Annotated in this window: 20 protein-coding genes and 1 tRNA gene; 15 read left to right on the forward strand and 6 right to left on the reverse strand. The window is 71.6% G+C overall.

Annotation, left to right across the window (positions count from 1 at the left end; genetic code table 11):
- Positions 1-26: 26 nt before the first annotated feature.
- The 4 genes from ABZ027_RS05580 (at position 27) to ABZ027_RS05595 (ending at position 2,495) form a co-directional block, all read left to right on the forward strand.
- Positions 27-902 carry a bifunctional DNA primase/polymerase gene (locus ABZ027_RS05580; protein ID WP_356764637.1) on the forward strand — a complete coding sequence of 292 codons (876 nt, stop codon included), beginning with the start codon at positions 27-29 and terminating at the stop codon, positions 900-902.
- Positions 903-1,071: 169 nt separating this feature from the next.
- Positions 1,072-1,503 (forward strand): hypothetical protein, encoded by a 432-nt coding sequence (locus ABZ027_RS05585; protein WP_356764910.1) that lies wholly within the window; start codon positions 1,072-1,074, stop codon positions 1,501-1,503.
- A gap of 87 nt (positions 1,504-1,590) precedes the next feature.
- Positions 1,591-2,130 (forward strand): DinB family protein, encoded by a 540-nt coding sequence (locus tag ABZ027_RS05590; RefSeq protein ID WP_356764639.1) that lies wholly within the window; start codon positions 1,591-1,593, stop codon positions 2,128-2,130.
- Between the two features lie 128 nt (positions 2,131-2,258).
- Positions 2,259-2,495, forward strand: a complete 237-nt coding sequence (locus tag ABZ027_RS05595) for a hypothetical protein (RefSeq protein ID WP_356764641.1) — start codon at positions 2,259-2,261, stop codon at positions 2,493-2,495.
- Between the two features lie 116 nt (positions 2,496-2,611).
- Here the strand turns inward: ABZ027_RS05595 and ABZ027_RS05600 are convergent.
- A tRNA-Ser gene (locus ABZ027_RS05600) sits at positions 2,612-2,698 on the reverse strand.
- Positions 2,699-2,762: 64 nt separating this feature from the next.
- Positions 2,763-4,274: a trypsin-like peptidase domain-containing protein gene (locus tag ABZ027_RS05605; protein ID WP_356764643.1), complete on the reverse strand. Its 1,512-nt coding sequence runs from the start codon at positions 4,272-4,274 to the stop codon at positions 2,763-2,765.
- Positions 4,275-4,530: 256 nt separating this feature from the next.
- Here ABZ027_RS05605 and ABZ027_RS05610 point away from each other — a divergent pair, with 256 nt between their 5' ends.
- The 3 genes from ABZ027_RS05610 to ABZ027_RS05620 all read left to right on the forward strand — a co-directional run bounded on the left by ABZ027_RS05610 (position 4,531) and on the right by ABZ027_RS05620 (position 7,351).
- Complete coding sequence (locus ABZ027_RS05610) at positions 4,531-5,358, forward strand: glycerophosphodiester phosphodiesterase (protein WP_356764645.1); 828 nt, start codon at positions 4,531-4,533, stop codon at positions 5,356-5,358.
- Between the two features lie 138 nt (positions 5,359-5,496).
- Entirely contained in the window at positions 5,497-6,171 is a 675-nt protein-coding gene (locus ABZ027_RS05615; RefSeq protein WP_356764647.1) for an ATP-binding protein, read from the forward strand.
- A 190-nt stretch (positions 6,172-6,361) separates the two neighbouring features.
- Complete coding sequence (locus ABZ027_RS05620) at positions 6,362-7,351, forward strand: DUF5926 family protein (protein ID WP_356764649.1); 990 nt, start codon at positions 6,362-6,364, stop codon at positions 7,349-7,351.
- Between the two features lie 245 nt (positions 7,352-7,596).
- Here the strand turns inward: ABZ027_RS05620 and ABZ027_RS05625 are convergent, their stop codons facing one another.
- Both ABZ027_RS05625 and ABZ027_RS05630 read right to left on the reverse strand, forming a co-directional pair.
- Positions 7,597-8,259 carry a hypothetical protein gene (locus ABZ027_RS05625; RefSeq protein WP_356764651.1) on the reverse strand — a complete coding sequence of 221 codons (663 nt, stop codon included), beginning with the start codon at positions 8,257-8,259 and terminating at the stop codon, positions 7,597-7,599.
- Positions 8,260-8,315: 56 nt separating this feature from the next.
- Positions 8,316-8,981 (reverse strand): bifunctional DNA primase/polymerase, encoded by a 666-nt coding sequence (locus ABZ027_RS05630; protein WP_356764653.1) that lies wholly within the window; start codon positions 8,979-8,981, stop codon positions 8,316-8,318.
- Between the two features lie 492 nt (positions 8,982-9,473).
- On the opposite strand from ABZ027_RS05630, the gene ABZ027_RS05635 reads away from it, so the two are divergent.
- The 3 genes from ABZ027_RS05635 to ABZ027_RS05645 all read left to right on the forward strand — a co-directional run bounded on the left by ABZ027_RS05635 (position 9,474) and on the right by ABZ027_RS05645 (position 14,124).
- Positions 9,474-11,087 (forward strand): PP2C family protein-serine/threonine phosphatase, encoded by a 1,614-nt coding sequence (locus tag ABZ027_RS05635; protein WP_356764912.1) that lies wholly within the window; start codon positions 9,474-9,476, stop codon positions 11,085-11,087.
- Between the two features lie 108 nt (positions 11,088-11,195).
- Positions 11,196-12,698 (forward strand): aminopeptidase P family protein, encoded by a 1,503-nt coding sequence (locus ABZ027_RS05640; RefSeq protein ID WP_356764655.1) that lies wholly within the window; start codon positions 11,196-11,198, stop codon positions 12,696-12,698.
- A gap of 25 nt (positions 12,699-12,723) precedes the next feature.
- Positions 12,724-14,124, forward strand: coding sequence for a PLP-dependent aminotransferase family protein (locus tag ABZ027_RS05645; RefSeq protein WP_356764657.1), 1,401 nt, complete (start codon positions 12,724-12,726; stop codon positions 14,122-14,124).
- A 252-nt stretch (positions 14,125-14,376) separates the two neighbouring features.
- On the opposite strand, the gene ABZ027_RS05650 is transcribed toward ABZ027_RS05645, so the two are convergent.
- The gene (locus ABZ027_RS05650) at positions 14,377-15,222 is read right to left on the reverse strand and encodes a triphosphoribosyl-dephospho-CoA synthase (protein ID WP_356764659.1); all 846 of its coding nucleotides are present in this window, start codon (positions 15,220-15,222) and stop codon (positions 14,377-14,379) included.
- 224 nt (positions 15,223-15,446) lie between these two features.
- On the reverse strand, positions 15,447-15,893 hold the full coding sequence (locus ABZ027_RS05655; protein WP_356764661.1) for an ATP-binding protein: 447 nt from the start codon (positions 15,891-15,893) through the stop codon (positions 15,447-15,449).
- 230 nt (positions 15,894-16,123) lie between these two features.
- On the opposite strand from ABZ027_RS05655, the gene ABZ027_RS05660 reads away from it, so the two are divergent.
- The 5 genes from ABZ027_RS05660 to ABZ027_RS05680 all read left to right on the forward strand — a co-directional run bounded on the left by ABZ027_RS05660 (position 16,124) and on the right by ABZ027_RS05680 (position 21,201).
- A complete protein-coding gene (locus ABZ027_RS05660) occupies positions 16,124-17,038 on the forward strand; it encodes a hypothetical protein (protein ID WP_356764663.1) in 915 nt (304 codons plus the stop codon).
- 193 nt (positions 17,039-17,231) lie between these two features.
- Entirely contained in the window at positions 17,232-17,960 is a 729-nt protein-coding gene (locus ABZ027_RS05665; RefSeq protein WP_356764665.1) for a YcnI family protein, read from the forward strand.
- Positions 17,961-18,096: 136 nt separating this feature from the next.
- Entirely contained in the window at positions 18,097-18,750 is a 654-nt protein-coding gene (locus ABZ027_RS05670; RefSeq protein WP_356764667.1) for an SCO family protein, read from the forward strand.
- A gap of 5 nt (positions 18,751-18,755) precedes the next feature.
- Positions 18,756-19,217 (forward strand): copper chaperone PCu(A)C, encoded by a 462-nt coding sequence (locus ABZ027_RS05675; RefSeq protein ID WP_356764914.1) that lies wholly within the window; start codon positions 18,756-18,758, stop codon positions 19,215-19,217.
- Between the two features lie 13 nt (positions 19,218-19,230).
- The gene (locus tag ABZ027_RS05680) at positions 19,231-21,201 is read left to right on the forward strand and encodes a copper resistance protein CopC (RefSeq protein WP_356764669.1); all 1,971 of its coding nucleotides are present in this window, start codon (positions 19,231-19,233) and stop codon (positions 21,199-21,201) included.
- Positions 21,202-21,205 lie beyond the last annotated feature (4 nt).

Genomic DNA, 21,205 nt, shown 5'->3' on the forward strand with positions numbered 1-21,205 from the left:
TCGAACATCCGTACGAAAATAGAGCCATGGCCACCACCAACCGGCAGGCCACGACGCTGGCCCTCGCGCACGCCCTGTCAGCCGCCGAACGCGGACTGGCCGTCTTCCCCCTGTCCCGGACCAAGCTCCCGGCCCTGCGCTCACCCCACCGCGACGACCCAACGGCCCTGCCCTGCCACGGCGAGTGCGGGCGCTTCGGCCACGGGGTCTACGACGCCGCCACCGACCCGGCGCGCGTCCGCGAGCTGTTCGCCGCCGCGCCCTGGGCCACGGGGTACGGCATCGCGTGCGGCCTCCCGCCACACCACCTGGTCGGTGTCGACCTCGACACGAAGTCCGGTACGGACGCCTCGGCCGCCCTGCGCGAGCTCGCCCTTCGGCACCTGTTCACGATCCCCGACACGGTCGTCGTGCTCACCCCGAGCGGCGGCCGGCACCTCTGGCTGAGCGGACCGCCGGACGTGGTCGTCCCCAACTCGGCCGGCCGGCTCGCCGCCGGCATCGACATCCGGGGAGCGGGCGGCTACCTCGTCGGCCCCGGCTCGCGCACCGACCACGGCGAGTACACCACCGTCCCCGGCACCGCCCACCTCGCCCCCGCGGCCTGCCCACCCGAGCTCCTGCGGCTCCTGCTGCCCCCGCCCCGAACCCACCACCCCACGCCCCAGTCCACGCAGTCCACCGGCGGCCACGGCCAGGGTCTGGTCCAGTTCGTCCTCGGCGCGCACGCGGGCCAGCGCAACACCCGCCTGTTCTGGGCCGCCTGCCGCGCCTACGAGAACGGCATCGGCCCCGCCCTCATCGGCCCGCTCGTCGACGCGGCCGTGGACACGGGGCTCAGCGAACGCGAGGCACGGGCGACGATCGCGTCGGCGGCACGGATGTCGGGGCACCGGTCATGAGGTCGACTTCGAACGAAGGCTTCGGAGAAGGGCTTCGTCGCTCGGACGCCTTGCCTGAAGGCCCTTTGCCTGAAGGCCCTTTGCCTGAAGGCCCATTGCTCATGGGGGACTTGAGCGTGAAGAACACAGGAGCACCACCATGCACCGCCGCCGCCCCGCAGCGCCGACCATGTCCCTCAGCCGCGTGGTCCTGACATCCGGCCGTTCACTCGACCTTGCCGAGCTGCGGCTCTCCTCGACGTACGGCGGGATGCCGGAGCACTATCCCTGCAAGCCTGTGAACGACGGGCGGATCCAGGGCCTCGTACGGTCGGCCCAGCGGGCGTTCCCGGCCGCGCCCACGCATCTGGTGCCGCCGCCGCGTGAGCGTCCCGACCAGTACACCGGGGCGTTCGGCCCCGTGGAGGTGCTGCCGTCGGTGGCGTGCGTCGGGGTGTTCCACTCCACGGCGCTGGCCCCGGGCAGCGACCCGCTCCTGCACCGCTCCACCCTCACCGTCATCTGGTTCCAGTCCACGCCCCGGGTGCCGTACGACTGCGACGCCGAACCCACGCTGCGGGAACTCGCCTGGGAGGAGCTGGCCTCGGACAACGAGCTTTGACATGCTCCTCGGGCTGAAGCCCCCTCCCGGATCGCAGCCGTAGAAATCCCTTTCCCAGGACACGCGGCGGTGTGCCAAGGTCGGTCGGTGACCGTCTCCCGATCCGATCTGCTGCGCCGGCAGTTCGACCTGACCTGGTCCCTGTTCGAATACCACCTGGACCGGCTGGATACCGAGGACTTCCTGTGGGAACCGGTGCCCCACTGCTGGACGGTCCACCAAACCGCCGAGGGCACCTGGGTACCGGACTGGGCGGAGACCGAGCCCGACCCCGTGCCCGTGCCCACCGTCGGCTGGCTGAGCTGGCACATCGGCTGGTGGTGGAGCGTGACCCTCGACCACCTGGAGGGCCGCCCGCCCCGGGACCGCACCGACGTCACGTGGCCCGGCCCCGGAAAGCCGACCGTGGACTGGCTGCGCGACCTGCGCACGTTCTGGTTGACCCGCCTCGCCGGCCTCACCGACCCCGACCTGGACAGCACGGCCCCCTTCCCCTGGCCGGACGACCCGGAACACACTCTCGCCGACATGCTCGCCTGGGCCAACGCCGAACTGATGAAGAACGCGGCGGAGATCGGCCAACTGCGGCTGCTGAGGTCGGCGACCGGGGCCCCGACGGCCGCCTGACCAGGCCGCCCAGTGACCGACCACCGAAGCCGGCGCCTGGAGCCTGTTGCGCAGCTTCAACGGCCGCCGAGCGGGAACAGTCACTAGGCCGTCCCTCACAGTGAAGGGACGCACGGGGGTGAGGTCTGATGTTCCAACTCGACAAGGAGACGGTGGCGGAGATCAGCCGACTGGGGGTCATGGGCCTGCTGCTGCTGGCGCTCGTTGCCCTGCTGCTCGTCCTGCTGTGGTGGTTCATGTTCGACTTCGTCGACCTGGACAACTGGACATGGCCGACACCGTCCGACTCCAACCCACCGTCTGACTCCGACCCATATATCTATGTCCCGCTGCCGGGGTCAGGTAAGTACGGCGGCGGCTATTGATCCGCCGTCGGTCAGGGGCCGTACACCCTTCGCGGCGGCGAGCCAGGGTGCATACAAAAGGGGTGCCCCTCCGGAGAGTGGCACCCCTTCTGACCTGCAACGCTTCTGACCTGCTGCGGTGGGTGTGGGATTTGAACCCACGGTGACATCGCTGCCACGACGGTTTTCAAGACCGTTCCCTTAGGCCGCTCGGGCAACCCACCCCGCGTCGCCGACTGATCGGCGGCGCGGGGACAAGAGTAACGGGTCGGTGCGGGCGGGTGGGTGTCAGCTGTCGCCCTGGCGGGAGCCCAGGGTGAGGTCCACGGTGTGGCTCTTGCCGCCGCGCTCGTAGGTGACCGTGACCTTGTCGCCGGGCTTGTGGGTCCAGATCTCGCCGATCAGGGTGGGGCCGGAGTCGATCACGTGGTCGTCGAGCTTGGTGATGACGTCGCCGGGCTTGAGGCCGGCCTTGGCGGCGGGGCCGCCCGCCTCGACCGCCTCGGAGCCGCTGGCGCCCTTCTCGGTGATCTGGGCGCCACCCGTGCCGTCCTCCAGGGAGACCGACGCGCCGATCTTCGCGTAGACCGGCTTGCCGGTCTGGATCAGTTGCTGGGCGACGTACCTGGCCTGGTTGATCGGGATGGCGAAGCCGAGGCCGATCGAGCCGGACTGGGTGGTGCCGCCGAGGCCGCCGCCGCTGCTGGACTGGATCGCGGAGTTGATTCCGATGACGTTGCCCTGGGCGTCGAGCAGCGGGCCGCCGGAGTTGCCCGGGTTGATCGAGGCGTCCGTCTGCAGGGCGCTCATGTAGGAGGCGTTGGAGCCGCTGCCGTCGCTGGAGGCCACGGGGCGGTTCTTGGCGCTGATGATGCCCGTCGTGACCGTGTTGGACAGTCCGAACGGGGCGCCGATGGCGATCGTGGAGTCGCCGACGGCGACCTTGTCGGAGTTGCCGAGCGTCAGCGGCTTGAGGTCCGACGGCGCGTTCTTGAGCTTGATGACCGCCACGTCGTAGCCCTGGGCGTGGCCGACGACCTCCGCGTCGAACTTCTTGCCGGTCGGGAAGGTCGCCGTGACCTTGCCACCGTCGACCGCGTCCGCCACCACGTGGTTGTTCGTGACGATGTGGCCCTCGGTGTCGAACACGAAGCCGGTGCCGGTGCCGCCCTCGCCGCTGCTGCTCTCGGCCTCGATGGTGACGGTGCTGGGCAGCGCCTTGGCGGCCACGCCGGCGACCGTGCCGGGGTCACGCTTGACGGTGCCGCCGCTGTCGGAGGCGGAGACGGTGGTCGAGGAGCTGGTGTCGTTGTCCTTGGCCAGGGTGTAACCGAGACCGCCGCCCAGGCCGCCCGCCACCAGCGCGGCCACCAGGATCCCGGCGACCAGCCCGCCACGACCGCTGCGGGGCTTCGGCGCGGGCTGCTGGTAGGAGGCACCCCAGTCGGAACCCCCGCCACCGGAGCCGCCGGCGTACGACGGGACGGTCGGCGGTGCCGGCGGCGGCCAGTCGCCCTGCGGGGCGGAGCCTTGGGGCTGCTGCCCCTGGGGCTGGCCGTAGGGCCCCTGGGGAGCGCCGCCGGTGCTCGCCGCGGGGTACCCGGGCGTCTGGCCGGCATGCGGCGGTGTGTGCTCCTGACCGCCGTGGTTCTCCGACGGCACCGGAGGGATCGGAGTCGTCGGGGCGCCCTCAGTGGGAGCGGGGTGCTCCTGGGGCGCGGACGCAGCGGGAGCAGCCACCGGCACAGGGGGTGCGGACGGGGCCGGGGGTACCGCGGTGCCCTCGTTCTCGGTGCTCACAGCTTGTCTCCTCGGTCCACGGCTGTTGTTTTCGGTCGCACTCGGTCACGCTCGTCACGTAACTCAACGGTCCGGCGCGATGCAGCTGTGCATGTGTATTTGTATGCCGTCAGCTTTTCCCACGGGCCGTCAGAGCACCATAAGCGGTGCCTGTGCGTCCGGGATCACTCTTTATATAGGCCACCTCGGACATATGGGACGCAATTCCGAGGCCTCCGTTCGCACGCGTACCCGCAGGCGGTGGCACCATGACGCGGTGACCCACGTACGACAGCACCGCACTCAGGTCGTCGCCCACCGCGGAGCCTCCGAGGAGGCCCCCGAACACACGCTGGCCGCGTACAGGAAGGCGATCGAGGACGGTGCCGACGCCCTCGAATGCGATGTACGCCTGACCGCGGACGGCCATCTGGTCTGCGTCCACGACCGTCGCGTCAACCGTACGTCCAACGGCCGCGGAGCCGTCTCCGCGCTGGAGCTCGCCGACCTCGCCGCGCTGGACTTCGGCTCGCGCCGGACGCGGGACTTCTGGCGCACCCGCGACGAGGAGCCCGACTGGGAGTTCCGTCCGGAGGACCGTGAGGAGACCTCGGTGCTGACCCTGGAGCGGCTCCTTGAGCTGGTGGCGGACTCCGGACGACGGGTGGAGCTGGCCATCGAGACCAAACACCCCACCCGGTGGGCGGGGCAGGTCGAGGAGCGGCTGATGCTCCTGCTGAAGCGCTTCGGGCTCGACGCCCCCGACTCCTGCGGGGACTCGCCGGTACGGGTCATGAGCTTCTCGGCGCGTTCCCTGCACCGGGTGCGGGCCGCCTCTCCGACACTGCCGACGGTCTATCTGATGCAGTTCGTCTCGCCCCGGCTGCGCGACGGGCGGCTGCCCGCCGGTGTCCGGATCGCGGGCCCGTCGATCCGGATCGTGCGCAACCATCCCGCGTACATCGAGCGTCTGAAGCGGGCCGGCCACCAGGTGCACGTGTGGACCGTGAACGAGCCGGAGGACGTCGACCTCTGCCTCGACCTGGGTGTCGACGCCATCATCACCAACCGTCCGGCGGCGGTACTGCACCGCCTCGGCCGCTGAGTGGTCAAGACCTGTGAAGAAGCCCTTGACCCAGCCACTCCCCTGACGCCATCCTCCAGCTCGGCCAATACGACGAAATCCGGGCAGACCACTACAGGGAGTGCTCCGGCGCGTTCGTTCCGTGTTCGAAGTGTGCGAATGCGTCATCGGACCTGGATTGGCCGGTTTCCGGTTCAGGCCAATGGGGCATCCACACCGTGGCGTGGGGCAAAGGAGGTCTCGGGGGTGGCGTTGGTGGTGGCACAGGAGGTGCCCACGTCGTCGAGCATGGCCGTACCCCATGGCCCTGCGGGCGTGGGCGAGGCGCGGCACCGCATGCGGGCGCAGCTACGCGGGGGCGGTGTGTCGGAATCGGTCATCGACGACGCCGTACTGATCCTCTCCGAACTCTTGAGTAACGCGTGCAGGCACGGTCGGCCGCTGGGCGACTCCCTCGCCGGGGACGGCGATGTCCGCGTCGCCTGGCGGGTGGACCCCCTGGGCAGGCTCACGGTCGAGGTCACGGACGGCGGTGGGCCCACCCGCCCCGCTCCGGCCACGCCCTCGGTCACCGCGCACGGCGGCCGCGGGCTGAACATCATCACCGCGCTGGCGGACGACTGGGGCGTACGCGACGGGAGCCGGGGCGAGGTCACGGTGTGGGTCGTGGTCCATGTCGACGTTCACGATCCGGACGCCGGGCACCGCCACGACGACTTCACCACCCGCTCCCCGGCTCGCGACTTCGCCCGAGCGGGAGGCGCCCCCCTGGGGCCCCCGGTGTCATCGGTGCCCGGTCTGGACTTCGCGGACGCGTTCGACGACCTGGACTGACCAGGAGCGACGGCTCCGGGTGGCCCGACCGGTCGCCGGGGTGAAGGCTCGGTGGGCTGACAGGGCGAAGACGCGGCCGGGGCTCGACGGAGGCACGTGCGCCCCGTTGTCCACAGGCTCCCGTCCGTGACGCCGTGAACGGCTAGGCTCGCGCCCGTACCAGACGAGCCGTAACCGGGAGACACCCACCATGGCCAAGAAGCGCCCCCAGACGAAGGCCAAACGGCCACAGCCCACCGACGGGGCCCGCGCCGCCGGCGCTGACGGGCCCGTTCCGGTCGTCGGTGCCCGCGAGCCCTGCCCGTGCGGCAGTGGCCGCCGCTACAAGGCCTGCCACGGCCGGGCGGCCGCGCACGCCGCGACCGAGCTGGTGCACCGGCCCTTCGAGGGACTGTCGGGCGAGTGCGACTGGGTGGCCCTGCGCGAGCTGGTGCCGGCCTCGACGGTCGCGTTGACGCTGAAGGACGGCCTCCCCGAAGGCGTCCCGTCGGTCACGCTGGCGACGGTTCTGCCGATGGCCTGGCCCGCCCTGCGCCGTGACGACGGTTCGGTGCTGCTCGGCCTGCAGAACGACACGGCGTCGGGTGACATCAGCCGCGACCTCGCCGACACCCTGCAGCGCGCCCTCACGGCGGACCCGGGCACTCCGGTGGAAGGCCGCCGCGCCCCGGCCGACGGTCCACGACTGCAGGACCTGCTCGACCCCGAAGGCGCGTTCGAGCCAGTTGTGCACGCGGGCTTCGAGTTCTGGGTCCCGGACGCGGAGAACGCGACGCCGGAGGTGGCCGCCTCCCTGGAGCGGGCCAACGCCGCCGCCGTCCCGACCGTGCGGCTGACCGGCGTGGACGCGGCGTACTGGTGCGAGACCCCGGAGAAGAACCACCTGCGCTGGGTCATGCCGCACCCCGAGGAGCAGCTTCTGGACGCTCTCGCGCGACTGCACGCGGCGGGCCGGTCGAACCTCGGCGAGGGCACCCGACTCGTGGGTTCCTTCCGCGCTCACGGGCTCATCGTGCCGGTCTGGGACCTGCCGAGCGACGTCACGGCGGAGGACATCGAGAAGCCCGCCACCGAGTTCGCCGAGCGCCTCTCCGCCGCCCTGGCGACGGACGCGCCACTGACCGCCGACGAACGCCGCGCGCGCGGCGGACTGACCAACCGGCAGGTCACGCTGAGTTGACGAAATCCGTGCGGCTGGCTCACCGGTCAGCCGCACGCGATCGCGCCCGCTTCGGTGGCTCGGGGCTCAACTCCCGCTCAGGACAAGCCAGTCGGTGTCCGAATAGCCGAGGAAAAGGCGGGATCGAATTTGCGAACCGCCGATTACTTGTTACCGTTCGAGTAGCCCGGTTGCTGGTGCATCCCCCGTCGCCAGCAACCGGGCCTTTCTGTGCGCGGACTCCCTTTACGGAATGGAATCGCGCGTCAACTGCCCGTAGACGTACCGGAGTTGCTCCCGGAACGCAGCAGCAGCGGTCCGCGCCCGCCCTTCGCCGCGGCCTCCGCGAACTCCGCGACGGCCGTGAATCCGTCCACATCTCCCCGGGTGCGTTTCCGAGGTGTCTCGCACATTCCGGGGTCGTCCTCGGCGGCCACCGCACAGCGCATCTGCACGGTCCGGCCGCCGGGTCCCATCATGCTCAGCACCACGTGCAGCGACTCGCCGGTCACGTTGCGGTAGTAGGTGCGCGCCCAGTTGTCCTCACCCTGCGTCAACACACAGGTCTGTGCCTCGACACCGTCGGGAGAGGTGAGTTCGGGACCGCAGCGGGCCGCCGTGGCCAGTCCCAGGCCGAGCAGCCGCGGGGAACCGGTGGGCTCGGCGGAGCGGATCTTGGCATCGGCGCGCGCGGGAGCGCGTAGGGCATCACGCGTTCCAGCCGATGCGGAAGGAAGCGCCGCGCCGCGAGCGTCGGTGGACGCGGAAGGACCTGCGGCGCCGCGCGTGTGAGTGGGTGCGGGAGGGCCTGCGGCACCGCGCGCGGAGGGGCGCCGCTCGTCGCCCACCTGTCCCGCGGACGCCACGGCCAACGGCAGCGCGACCGCGCATACCGCGACGCCCGCGAGGGCGAGCAGACGACAGTTCATGTACCGGAAGATAACGAGCGGCGGCGACCGGTCGGTCAGGGCCGCGCCCGACACCCCTACAAGTCGGGTGCGCTCACACCCGTACGAGTGAGGGCCTCGACCACCGCGTCCACCACGGCCTCCACGTCGGGCAACCAGGGGGAGGACGAGCCGGGCAGTGGGGCGCGTTCCCAGCGGATCTCACCCTGGCCGGTCTCCGAAGGGGGCAGGGCGAGGTAGCCGCCCTCGCCGTGGAAGCGGAGAGAGCCGGGGACGTGGTCCTGGGCGTACAGCAGTTCGCCCAACTGCTCCAGGGAGTAAGGCTTCACGAGGATCGCCCAGCGGGTGGGCGCGGCGACGACCGGCCCCAGGCGTATGCCCGTGCGGTCGAGCTCGCCGAGCGCGTCGGCAGCCGGGAGCGCCGGCAGGCTGACCGCGCAGGGCGCCTTGTCACCGGTGGCCATGACGATGGGGGCGGCGGGCCGGTTGGCCCACCACCAGCGCACCATGCGCTCGTCGGTGGTGGCCGCGAGGAGGCCGGGGTCGAAGGGGTGGGCACCGGGCACCGTGCACTCGGGGTCGGGGCAGCCGCAGCGGGCCCGACCCTGCGGGTCCGGCGCCACACCGGGGAGTACGGGCCACTGCCATTCCGTGGCGAAGGTCAGGGCTGCGCTGATCAACTCAGGCCTCCCGTCGCTGCGCTGGGACAGGAGCCTGCGTCGCTTTCCGAGGATCTCGCGCATGAGCGCTCGTTCCTTTCCGTTGCACCGCTGGCAACACCGTGGACCACATCACAACATGTGTCGATCACTTCACTGTGCGTACCTGTTGGCGCATCACACCCCTGTTGGAAACAAGGGGAACCCCTATGGGTCGAACGTCGGCTGCGTCCGCGGCAGCCGCGCCCATACTGCGGTCTACCAAAAGCATGGGCTGGCGTGGGGGTGGCGAAGTATGGCGTTTGCTGTCGCGCGGGTATCTCTTCGCCTCCGCCACGGGAGGATGGGGCTCGATCGTCGATGGCTAAGACGCCCGGGTCCGTCGCCAGGTTCCGGGTGAATCCCAACCACCCCTGGCCTTCTCCGAGTACGTACCCATCACGACCGGTGTGACGCTCTGTGGAGCAAGCCCAGTCGACCTCAATAGGCCCTTACCTGGGGCATTTTTAAGCCAAGTTTACCATTCGGCACATGGTGCACTGGTGGCCTACGGACACCAGTAATCCCGGCAGGACAATGCTGGACATCCCCTCACGAGTGCGTGTACATGTGGAGACACTGCTAGCGGCGCAGAATGACATGGGGGTTTGCGATGCTTTTGAGCAATACGCACCGGTCGGAAGGCCGGAGACCATGACCGCCCCTCACCCTTCGAAAGTGGCTGGAATCGATTCAACCGTTCCCTCGCCCGCACACACTGTCGCGCCCGCGCCTGCCGCCTCGGGCGCCTCTGACGCCTCTGCGGTCACCTCTGGCGCCGCCGCGGTTTTCTCACCCACCGCACCGGGCGCCCTGCTCCAGGACCGTCTGGCCGGCTGGGTCTCGGACCTCACCACGCTGCACGAACTCACCGAACGACTGGCACGCACGAGCGTGCTCGCCGACGCACTCCAGGAACTCCTGAGCGCCGGCGCCGCCTTGGTGGGTGCCCGCCGCGGACTGGCCGTCCTGGAACCGGGCGACGGACTCGGCCCCGACACGACCATCGGCCTGGGCCTCGGCCGCGCCGACGTCGGCCACATCGAGACCGTGCCGCGCAGTTCACTGGCGTACGGCCGCATCCTCGACGGACTGCCGGGCGGCGAGGGCGAGATCGCCGAACCCGACCTGTTCGCCGCGGACGGACTCGACCCCCGGCACCGCGAAGTGGCCGCCCGCCTCGGATACGCGGCCAGCTACGCGCTTCCCCTGACCGCCGAGGGCCCCGTCGAAGGCCCCGCCGAACCGACCGACCGCACCACCGACGTCATCGGCCACTGCACCCTGGGCGGGGGCGCCCGCCGCCTCGGTGCCGCCGTGTGGCTCTACGACGAGGCCGCCCAACCGACCGAGCGCCAGCGTCACCTCGTCGGTCTGTACGCCCGTTACGCGGGCGAGCACCTGGCCCGACTGGTCGAGGTCGAGCGCACTCGCGCGTGCCTGGCGACGATCGCCGAGGAACTGCTGCCGTCCCGGCTCCCCCGCGTCGCCGGAGTGCGGCTCGCCGCCCGGCACCGCAGCGGCCCGCGCGGCGGCGGCGACTGGTACGACGCGCTGCCGCTGCCGGACGCCGCGCTCGGGCTCGCCGTCGGGTCGGTGACGGGTTCCGGGCCCAGCGCGGTCGCCGCGATGGGCCGGCTGCGGGCGTCCCTGCGGGCGTACGCGGTGATGGAGGGCGAGGACCCGGTCGCGGTGCTGTCCGATCTGGAGCTGCTGCTGCGGCTCACCGAGCCCGCCCGCTCCGCCACCGCCCTCTTCGCCTACTGCGAACCCGCTCTGCGCAAGATCACCCTTGCCGGTGCCGGGCACAGCCCGCCGCTGCTGATCGGTGAGCGGCGCACGGAGTTCGTGGAGACCTCGGTGTCGGCGCCGCTGGGCATGCTCGCCTGCTGGGAGGCACCGAGCGTGGAGATCCAGGCGGAGGCCGGCGAGACGGTTCTGCTGTACACCGACGGTCTGCTGCACCGCACCGGCGACCCCACCGACCGCGCCTTCGCGCGGCTGCACGCGGCGGCGGCCGCGGTTCCCAAGGCGCTGCGGCACGACCCGGACACCGTCGTCGACCACGTCCTGCGGGCCGTTCTGCCGGACGGGCTGGACGAGGCGGACAGCGCGGAGGACGTGGTCCTGCTCGCCGCTCACTTCGAGTAGGGGCCCGCGCGCAACCGATGGGCCCGGCGTCGGTAACAGGCCCTTCGGCCCTGGGCCCCCTTCCGTACGACCGTACGATGGAGGGGGTCCAGTGCCGTATCTAGGAGGATGACCGTGGCCGACGAGCTCACCCCGGCAGCTTCGGATGTCGCTGCTACCGCAGCGGTCCCGGAAGAGCCGGACGAGTCGGAAAAGCCGATCAAGCAGCGGAAGAACGGACTGTACCCGGGCGTGTCCGACGAGCTGGCACAGAACATGCAGACCGGCTGGGCCGACACGGAGCTGCACGACCTGCAGCCGATCGCCCAGGCCACCGAGACCGCCGCCCGCCGTGCCGCGCTCTCCGCGCGCTTCCCCGGCGAGCGCCTGGTCGTCCCCGCGGGCAAGCTGAAGACCCGCTCGAACGACACGGAGTACCCCTTCCGGGCCTCGGTCGAGTACGCGTACCTCACCGGCAACCAGACCGAGGACGGTGTCCTCGTCCTGGAGCCCACCGCCGACGGCCACAAGGCGACGATCTACCTCCTGCCGCGCTCCGACCGCGAGAACGGCGAGTTCTGGCTGTCCGGCCAGGGGGAGCTGTGGGTCGGCCGCCGCCACTCCCTGACCGAGGCCCAGGAGCTGTACGGCATCCCCGCCTCCGACGTCCGCGAACTGGCGGACCGGCTGCGCGAGGCCACCGGCCCGGTCCGGGTCGTGCGCGGTCACGACGCCGGGATCGAGGCCGCGCTGACGGACAAGGTCACCGCCGAGCGCGACGAGGAACTGCGGGTCTTCCTGTCCGAGGCACGGCTGGTCAAGGACGAGTTCGAGATCGGTGAGCTGCAGAAGGCGGTCGACTCGACGGTCCGCGGTTTCGAGGACGTCGTCCGGGTGCTCGACAAGGCGGAGGCGACCTCCGAGCGGTACATCGAGGGCACGTTCTTCCTCCGCGCGCGGGTGGAGGGCAACGACGTCGGCTACGGCTCCATCTGCGCCGCCGGTCCGCACGCCTGCACCCTGCACTGGGTGCGCAACGACGGGCCCGTGCGCTCCGGTGACCTGCTGCTGCTGGACGCGGGCGTCGAGACGCACACGTACTACACCGCGGACGTCACGCGCACACTGCCGGTCAACGGCCGGTACAGCGAGATCCAGAAGAAGATCTACGACGCGGTGTACGAGGCCCAGGAGGCCGGTATCGCGGCGGTGCGGCCCGGCGGGAAGTACCGGGACTTCCATGACGCGGCCCAGCGGGTGCTGACCGAGCGGCTCGTGGAGTGGGGGCTCGTCGAAGGGCCCGTCGAGCGGGTGCTGGAGCTGGGATTGCAGCGCCGGTGGACCCTGCACGGCACCGGGCACATGCTCGGCATGGACGTCCACGACTGCGCCGCCGCGCGTGTGGAGTCGTATGTGGACGGCACGCTGGAGCCGGGAATGGTGCTGACGGTCGAGCCCGGTCTGTACTTCCAGGCCGACGACCTGACCGTGCCCGAGGAGTACCGGGGGATCGGGGTGCGGATCGAGGACGACATCCTGGTGACCGAGGACGGGAACCGGAATCTGTCGGCCGGGCTGCCTCGCCGGTCCGATGAGGTCGAGGCGTGGATGGCGGCCCTGAAGAAGAGCTGACGATCCGCGCCCCGGGCGTGCTGGTGTGGACCTGCACCTGGAGGCCGACCCCGGCGAAGGGCGTCGCGCCGGGCTCGAACGTGCCCTGCGTGACGCCGTTCGCGACGGGCGGCTGGCGCCCGGGGCGCGGTTGCCTGCCACCCGGCGGCTCGCGGAGGAGCTGGGGGTCTCCCGGGGGACCGTCAAGGCGGCCTACGACCAGCTCGTCGCCGAGGGCTATCTGACCGCTCGGCAGGGAGCCGGTACGCAGGTCGCACCGCTGCCCTCCGCCACCGCCGAGCCGCGGCAGCCGGCCGCACGGGCGCGGGTGCCTCGGTTCGATCTGCGGCCCGGCAGCCCGGACACCGGGGCGTTCCCGGTGGCCGCCTGGTCACGGGCCGTGCGGCGGGCCGTCGCGACGGCGCCCTCGTCGGCGTACGGCTACGGCGATCCGCGCGGCCGGATCGAGCTGCGGACGGCGTTGTCGGGGTACCTGGGGCGGGTGCGCGGGGTGGTCGCGCCACCGGAGCGGATCGTGGTCACCTCCGGGGCTGTGCAGGGGCTGGCGCTGCTCACCCGCGTGCTGGACGGGGCCCGGGTCGCCATGGAGGACCCCGGGATGCCCTTCCACCGGGAGGTGGTGCGGCGGGGCGGGGGACGCGTGGTGCCGGTCCGGGTGGACGAACGGGGCTGCGTGGTGGAGGACTTGGGGCGGGTGGCCGCCGTGGTCGTCACACCCGCGCACCAGTACCCGACCGGCGTGACGCTGCACCCGGAACGCCGGCGGGCGCTCACCGACTGGGCCCGCGCGCGTGGAGCGTTGGTCGTCGAGGACGACTACGACGGGGAGTTCCGTTACGACCGGCAGCCCGTCGGCGCGCTCCAGGGGATGGCGCCGGGGCACGTGGCGTACCTGGGCACCGTCTCCAAGACGCTGGGGCCCGCGTTGCGGCTCGGCTGGATGGTGCTGCCGCCGCACCTGGTGGACGCGGTGGCCGACGCCAAGCTGCACAGCGACCACCACACCGAGTCCATCGGCCAGTTGGCGCTGGCCGAGCTGATCGACGGCCATGCCTACGACCGGCATGTGCGGGCCTGCCGACTGCGGTACCGGCGCCGCCGGGACCGACTCCTGGCCCGACTGGAGCAGTCGGGCCTTTCGGGCCGGTCGGGCCGGCAGGACCTGCTGGATCTCCCGGGGGCGCGGCGGCGCGTACGTGGGATCGCGGCCGGGCTGCACGCGCTCGTGGACGTCGACGACGAGGCGGCGGTGCTGGAGCGGGCAGAGGCGGCGGGGCTCATGGTGGGGCATCTCGGGGAGCACTGGCACACGCCTGGCATCGAGGGACGGCCGCAGGGGCTGGTCGTGGGGTACGGGACGCCCGGGGAGCGGGTGTACCCGCAGGCGCTGGAGGTGTTCGGGAAGGTCCTGGAATGGGGGCAGTGAAAGGCGCTCTGTGGAGTGGAGGACCCCGGGGTGGCTGCTGTCGGGCGGGGTGACGCCGGCGGCGTACTACGCGATGGGCCCGGCGACACGCCGGGCCCATCGCCGGGCGGAGCTGGAACGGCCCGTCCTCGCGAGCTGACGGCCGTCGGTCCTCGTGAACAGGCCCGTGCGGACCGGCTGTTCGGCGAGCCCCTCACCAGGGGGGTGTTTCGAAGGCCCCGCACCACACCGCACAGGCCTTTCGAAACTCCCCTAGCCCACGGCCACCCGCCCCCGGGCACCGACCGTCACCGCGAGTCCGTCCAGGAACATCGCCCCCGCCAGCAGACCGGCGCTGCCGCGAGGGCTCCACGCACGCGTGTGGAGGTCCGCGTCGAGGCCGTGCAGGGCCGCGCGGCCCGCCTCGGTCGCCGTACCGCCCGCCTCCAGGACCGCACGGGCGCCCGCCTGGACGTGACGCAGGCCGCCGGGGCCCGTGACGTACAGGAGTTCGGTGTCCTGAAGGGTGGACATCACGGTCAGGAGGGCGTCCAGGCGGGCCTGGTCCTCCGTGGCGCCGGCGGTGCGCGCTGCCGCGAGGGCGTCCAACGCCCGCCGTACGTGCGGGAATCCGGCCCGTGCCTCACCGCGCGCGCCGGCCGCCCCGTACTTCGCCGAGATCGACGAGCCGCGCGAGGGCCGCCGCGGTGCCCGTCGGTCGGGGTGCGCGGCGATCCGCTTGGCGGCCGCGGTCACCTCCCGCGCCCCGGCACCGGGGTCGAGGGCGGCCGCCGCGACCAGCAGGCCGAGCGTCCACAGGGCGCCCCGGTGGCCGCCGCCGGCGAGGCCCACCGAGTGTTCGGCGCACCTGCCGATCGCGCCCAGTTCGGTACGGAGCTGGGGTGTGGGTTCGCCGGTGCGGCGGGCGGCGGCGGCCATCGCCGCGAGGCCGGGCGCGAGCGCCTTGGCCGACCAGCGCAGGGAGTCGTGGTCCCGGTGTCCGGCCCGGGCGGCGAGGTCACGCGGATCGGGCAGGCCCGGCTTGGGAGCCAGGGCCAGTTGTGCGGTCAGCGCGTCCACGGCGGCATGGGCCAGCGTGTCGTCCTCACGGCTGCGCATGCGCTACGAGGACACCGAGGCCGACGGGGAGGCGCTGCCGCTCGGCGGGGCGCCCGTGGGAGCGCCACTCGGGGCACCGGTCGGGGGCGTGCCGCCAGTCACCACGAGAGCGCGGCGCCGGGTGATCGAGGTGACTCTGTGGTTTCCCGTCATGTCCATGAACCTAGGGGCGGCAACCGTCAGGAACCTGGGCCGTTCCTGTGCGCAGACTGAGAATGCGGGCGTCAGACAGCCATCAGCGGCGCGTCCTTCCTCCACTTGAGGATCTTGTCGAAGCGGACCACCGCACCGCGCCGTCCGGGCTTGTTGCCGATCTGGACGTGGTCGGCGAGTTCCTGGATGAGGCACAGCCCGCGGCCGTTCTCGGCCCCGCTGGGGGCGAGCCGGACGGGCTGGGGACGGGTGAAGCCGGGGCCCGAGTCGGCGACCTCGATACGGCACTTCTCGCCGTCGAGGTAGGCGGTGACGCGGAACGCCCCCGAGGAGTCGCCGTACCCGATGTCCCCACCGTGCTCGACCGCGTTGGCACAGGCCTCGCTGAGGGCGACGGACAGGTCGTAGGAGACGTCGGGATCGACACCCGCGGTCTCCATGGTGCCGAGCAGCAGACGACGGGCGAGCGGAACGCTCGCAGCCTCACGCCGCAAATGGAGTGACCACCAGATGCTCATGCTCCAGCCTCCTGGCTGCGGCTCGACATACCGTTACGTATTGCCGCGAGGTCCGGGGTGTAAGCACATCGATGACGTGATGCCGCTCATTCGGGGGATGTACCTGGGGTGACGGGCGGTGTATGTGGGGCAGTTCATGACACAGGAGGACTTCCGGTCGTACCGCCCGTACGTCATCTTGTGGACCTGCCGCATGGCGTCCGTGAGGCCAGTGCGATGATGAGCCCGCCATGACTGCCCCCCACCCGCGCACGGCGCGCCCCGGAGCAGATCTCCGGGTCCTGCGGGCCGCGGTGTTCGCCGCGGTCTGCGTCGTGCTGGCCGCCGCGGGTCACGCCCTCGCCTCCTGCACCACGCTTCCGCTGTGGACGGTGGGCGCGGGATTCCTGGGGGTCGCCCTGGTCGCGGTGCCGCTCGCCGGACGTGAGCGGTCCCTGCCCGGGATCGCGGCGCTGCTCGCCGTCGGACAGACCGTGCTGCACGTGCTGTTCGGACTGGGCCAGCACGGCGCGGCGGCGGTCACGGCCACCGCGTCGGCGGCTTCGACGTCAGCCTCGTCCATGAGTTCGATGGGTTCGATGACCTCCGTGAGGTCGATGGCGTCGATGTCGGACGCCTCGCTGGTCGAGCGGGCCGCTCGGCTCGTGTGCGGGACCACCGCCGCGGCACTCAGCCCCGCCCAGGCCCATCGGATCCTCGCCGACGCCCGGATCCACCCGGTCACGACGGGCGGCACCGGCGCCGACGCCGTGGGCCACCCCGCGGACGCCGCTGACGCCGCGTCCACGGCAGCGAGCTCCTCCATGTCGCTGCTGCCGTCCCTGCCGATGCTGCTGGGCCACGTCCTCGCCGCCCTCGCCGCCGGTTGGCTGCTGCGCCGTGGAGACCTGGCCCTGCTACGGCTCGCAGAACTGTCGGCGGTGTCGGCGCACTCGGTCGCCGACGGGGCGCGCGTACGGTCCCTGCGCGGGGCGCTCGCGCTGGTGCGCGCCCTGCGAGCCGGACTGCCGGGCGCGCCCGAGGCCGGCCCGCGACCGCCGCGCACCCCTTCCCACGCGCCGCCGGGGCCCCGGCCTGCCGCGCTCCAGCACACGGTGATCAGACGGGGCCCACCGGCCGCCGTCGCGCTCTCCCTCGCCGCCTGACGCGACGCGCCCCGCACACTCCACACTCGGTACATCCCGTACAGCGCCGTACATCGGTACGTGTCTGTACGCCCGTACGTCCGTGGGGAGGGCCGCCGTCGTGCGGCACGCGCGTGTGCCCGCGCTCCCCAGTGAGCGCCCGCACGCGTACCCCTCCTCATCACCGGAACCTCACCGAAGTGGAGTGCCCTCCATGAAGGCCTCTCGTCTCGCCGCCGTCGGCGCGCTCACCGCCACCGCCGTCGTCGTCCTGTCCTCGCCCGCGTTCGCGCACGTCAGCGTGCAGCCCGAAGGGGTCGCGGCCAAGGGCGGTTACGCGGTCATCGACTTCAAGGTCCCCAACGAGCGCGACAACGCCTCCACCACCAAGCTGGAGGTCAATTTCCCCACCGACCACCCGCTGGCCTCCGTCATGCCGGAGCCGGTACCGGGCTGGGACGTCAAGGTCACCAAGTCCAAGCTCGCCAAGCCCGTCGAGGCACACGGCGAGCAGATCACCGAGGCGGTCAGCAAGGTCACCTGGACCGCCACCGGCGCCGGGATCAAGGCCGGCTTCTTCGAGAAGTTCCCGCTCTCCGTCGGCGCGCTGCCCGAGGACGCGGACCAATTGGTCTTCAAGGCCATCCAGACGTACTCCAACAAGGAGGTCGTGCGCTGGATCGAGGAGCAGAAGGAGGGCGACGAGGAGCCCGAGACGCCGGCTCCCGTGCTCACGCTGTCCGCCGCCTCCGAGGACGGCCACCACGGCTCGGCGGCGGCCGAGGAGGCCTCCGACGACACCAAGTCCGCCGCCGCCGAGACCGCCGCCCCTGCCGACAGCAGTGACACCACCGCCCGCGTCCTCGGCGTGGTCGGCATCGTCGTCGGCGCGCTGGGCGTGGCCTACGGCGTGCTCGCCGGACGTCGGCGCACCGACGCCTGAGATCGCTCGCCCGACCGTGCACCGGGGTCGTACCCCTACGCGTAGGCCCACCTCGTGGAACCCCGTGAAACCGCGCGGAGGTCCGCGGGTACGACCCCGGTGGACATCGGCACCATCACATCTGGGACATTTTTCTATGCGCAAGAAGACGCTCGCGGTGGCCTCGCTGCTCGCCGCCGCCACCCTGACCCTCTCCGCGTGCGGCAGCGGTGACGACAGCAGCTCACCCGTTTCCGTGGTCTCCGAGGAGTCCGGCTCGGACAAGGCTGCCACCGTGCTGGACCAGCCGTTCAAGAAGCCGGACCTGGTACTCACCGACGCCCAGGGAAAGAAGTACGACCTCCGCAAGGAGACCGCGGGCAAACCGACCCTGGTCTACTTCGGCTACACCCACTGCCCCGACGTCTGCCCCCTGACGATGAACAACATCGCCGTCGCCAAGAAGCAGCTGCCCAAGGCCGAACAGGACGACCTGCGGGTGGTGTTCGTGACCACGGACCCCGCGCGTGACACCCCGGCCGAGCTCGGCAAGTGGCTCAACGGCATCGACTCCGAGTTCGTCGGCCTGACCGGCGACTTCGCCACCATCCAGGCGAGCGCCCGCACCCTCGGCATCTCCATCGAGCCGACGCACAAGGACAAGAACGGCAAACTCGTCTCCGTGCACGGCACCCAGGTCGTCGCGTTCTCCCCGAAGACCGACGCCGGTTATGTGCTGTACGGCGAGGACGCCACCGTCGACGACTACACCAAGGACCTCCCCAAGATCATCAAGGGTGAGAACCCGTGAGGCGTGTGAGGCGTCCCTCCCTGACCGCCGCAGCGGGCGGGGCCCTGGCCCTGTCGCTCGTCCTCGCCGGGTGCGGCGCGGACTCCGACAGCGGGGACGGTCTGTCCGTCGCCGACGCCTACATGCCGCAGCCGGTGTCCGACGACATGGCGGCCGGCTTCCTGACGATAGTCAACGACAGCTCCACGAAGGACGAGCTGACCTCGGTCACCAGCGACCAGGCCGGCCAGGTCACCGTGCACGAGACGGTCGGCGGCTCGATGCGGGAGGTCCAGGACCTTCCCGTCCCCGCGCATGGTCAACTCGTGTTCAAAAGCGGTGGCAACCATCTGATGTTCGAGAAGCTGAAGCGCAAGCCGAAGCAGGGCCAGACCCTCTCGGTCGAGCTGCACTTCACCAAGTCCGCCCCGGTCGTCGTCAAGATGCCGGTGAAGTCGGCGACCTACACACCGACGACCGGACACTGAGGGAGGGAACCCCTTGACGCAGACCATCGCCCCCCGCGTCCGGACCCTGGTGCTGATGCTCCTGGCCGCCACCGGAATGCTCCTCGCCACGGCCGCTCCGGCCTCCGCGCACGCCGCGCTGACCGGCAGCGACCCCCAGCAGGGGGTGGTGGTCGACAAGGCACCCACCCAGGTCTCACTGACCTTCTCCGAGCAGGTCTCGCTGTCCGCCGACTCGTTGCGCGTGCTGGACCCCAAGGGCAAGCCCGTGCAGGACGGCAAGCCGTCCAACGTGAGCGGCACGACCTACTCGGTGCGACTGCACAGCGGACTGCCCGACGGCACGTACACCGTCGCCTACCAGGTCGTGTCCGCGGACAGCCATCCCGTCTCCGGCGCCTACACCTTCTCGGTCGGCGCGCCTTCCTCCACCTCGGTCGCGGTGTCGGGCGGCACGGCGGGCGGCGGAGTGGTCGGCTGGCTGTACGGGTTCGGCCGCTACCTGTCGTACGCCGGTTTCATCGTGCTGGCCGGCGGCGCCGCCTTCGTGCTCGCCTGCTGGCCGCGCGGCGCCGGCGTACGGGCCATGCAGCGGCTCGTCGTCTCCGGATGGCTGGCGCTCACCTCCGCCACCCTCTTCCTGCTGCTCCTGCGGGGCTCCTACACCGGCTCGGGGAAGGTCGGCGACATCTTCGACCTCGACCTGCTCGGACAGGTGCTGCAGACCAAGACGGGTGCCGCGCTGGTCTCCCGGCTGCTGCTGCTCGCCGCGGCGGCACTGTTCATCGCGGTGCTCTTCGGGGCGTACGAGAAGCGGGAGGACGAGGAGAAGCGCGATCTGACCTTCGGGCTGGCGATCGGCGGGACCGTCGTGGCGGCCGGAATCGCCGCGAGCTGGGCGATGTCCGAGCACGCCTCCGTCGGCCTCCAGGCCGGCCTCGCGATGCCCGTCGACGTCGTCCACCTGCTGGCCGTGGCGACCTGGCTCGGCGGGCTCACCGCACTGCTCGTCGCGCTGTACCGGGCGCCCTCGGAGCGGCCCGTCGACACGGTCGCCGTACGCCGGTTCTCGCAGGTCGCCTTCGGCAGCGTGGTCGCGCTGATCGCGACCGGCGTCTACCAGTCGTGGCGCCAGCTCGGCTCGTGGTCGGCGTTCACCGGCACCCGGTACGGGCAACTGCTGCTCGTCAAGATCGGGCTCGTGGCGTTGCTCGTCGGCGTCGGGTTCCTCTCGCGGCGGTGGACGGCACGGCTGGCGGACACGGTGGTCCAGCGGGACAAGCCGCAGAAGCAGCGGGTCACCGCCAACGCCGCCGCCGGTGACGCCAAGGGCGGCGGGGCCAAGGGCGGGGGTGCCTCGACGGAGGACGGTGCGAAGAGCGGTGGCGGCTCGGACGGGGACGGTGCGACCGGCGGTGGCTCCAAGCGGGACGCACAGCTCGCCCGGCAGCGGGCCGCGGTGGACGCGGCGCGGGAGAAGCGGGCGCGGGACGCCGACCCGAACCGGTTCGGGCTGCGCCGCTCCGTGCTCGCCGAGGCCGGGGTCGCCGTCGTCCTGCTCGCCGTCACCACCGTGCTGACGCAGACCGAACCCGGGCGCACGGAGGAGGATGCCAAGGCGGCGGCCGCCACGTCCTCGTCCTCCTCCTCGGCCTCCTCGTCCGGCGCGCTGACCCTGGACATGTCGTTCGACACCGGCGGCGAGGACGGCAAGGGCGTCGTGACGGTCGACCTCGACCCCGCGCGGGTGGGCGGCAACGAGATGCACGTCTACGTCCAGCGGCCCAACGGACGTGCCTTCGACATCCCCGAGGTCAAGGTCGCCTTCACCCTGGAGGCCAAGGACATCGGGCCGCTGCCCGTGGTGCCCGACCACATCACCACCGGCCACTGGTCGGCGAACGGGGTGCAGATCCCCGTGGCGGGCGACTGGAAGATCGCGGTGACCGTGCGGACCTCCGACATCGACCAGACGACCATCTCCAAGAACGCGCAGATCGGCTGACCCG

The organism is Streptomyces sp. NPDC006332, assembly GCF_040612855.1.
Classification (GTDB): Bacteria; Actinomycetota; Actinomycetes; order Streptomycetales; family Streptomycetaceae; genus Streptomyces.

Excerpts from the sequence above, each read along its gene's own strand:
- ABZ027_RS05585 (WP_356764910.1), top strand. The coding sequence starts at position 1,072 with ATGTCCCTCAGCCGCGTGGTCCTGACATCCGGCCGTTCACTCGACCTT.
- ABZ027_RS05620 (WP_356764649.1), top strand. The coding sequence starts at position 6,362 with ATGGCCAAGAAGCGCCCCCAGACGAAGGCCAAACGGCCACAGCCCACC.
- ABZ027_RS05640 (WP_356764655.1), top strand. The coding sequence starts at position 11,196 with ATGACCGTGGCCGACGAGCTCACCCCGGCAGCTTCGGATGTCGCTGCT.
- ABZ027_RS05655 (WP_356764661.1), bottom strand. The coding sequence starts at position 15,893 with ATGAGCATCTGGTGGTCACTCCATTTGCGGCGTGAGGCTGCGAGCGTT.
- ABZ027_RS05625 (WP_356764651.1), bottom strand. The coding sequence starts at position 8,259 with ATGAACTGTCGTCTGCTCGCCCTCGCGGGCGTCGCGGTATGCGCGGTC.
- ABZ027_RS05615 (WP_356764647.1), top strand. The coding sequence starts at position 5,497 with ATGCGTCATCGGACCTGGATTGGCCGGTTTCCGGTTCAGGCCAATGGG.
- ABZ027_RS05660 (WP_356764663.1), top strand. The coding sequence starts at position 16,124 with ATGACTGCCCCCCACCCGCGCACGGCGCGCCCCGGAGCAGATCTCCGG.
- ABZ027_RS05580 (WP_356764637.1), top strand. The coding sequence starts at position 27 with ATGGCCACCACCAACCGGCAGGCCACGACGCTGGCCCTCGCGCACGCC.
- ABZ027_RS05650 (WP_356764659.1), bottom strand. The coding sequence starts at position 15,222 with ATGCGCAGCCGTGAGGACGACACGCTGGCCCATGCCGCCGTGGACGCG.
- ABZ027_RS05630 (WP_356764653.1), bottom strand. The coding sequence starts at position 8,981 with ATGCGCGAGATCCTCGGAAAGCGACGCAGGCTCCTGTCCCAGCGCAGC.
- ABZ027_RS05635 (WP_356764912.1), top strand. The coding sequence starts at position 9,474 with ATGCTGGACATCCCCTCACGAGTGCGTGTACATGTGGAGACACTGCTA.
- ABZ027_RS05670 (WP_356764667.1), top strand. The coding sequence starts at position 18,097 with ATGCGCAAGAAGACGCTCGCGGTGGCCTCGCTGCTCGCCGCCGCCACC.
- ABZ027_RS05595 (WP_356764641.1), top strand. The coding sequence starts at position 2,259 with ATGTTCCAACTCGACAAGGAGACGGTGGCGGAGATCAGCCGACTGGGG.
- ABZ027_RS05665 (WP_356764665.1), top strand. The coding sequence starts at position 17,232 with ATGAAGGCCTCTCGTCTCGCCGCCGTCGGCGCGCTCACCGCCACCGCC.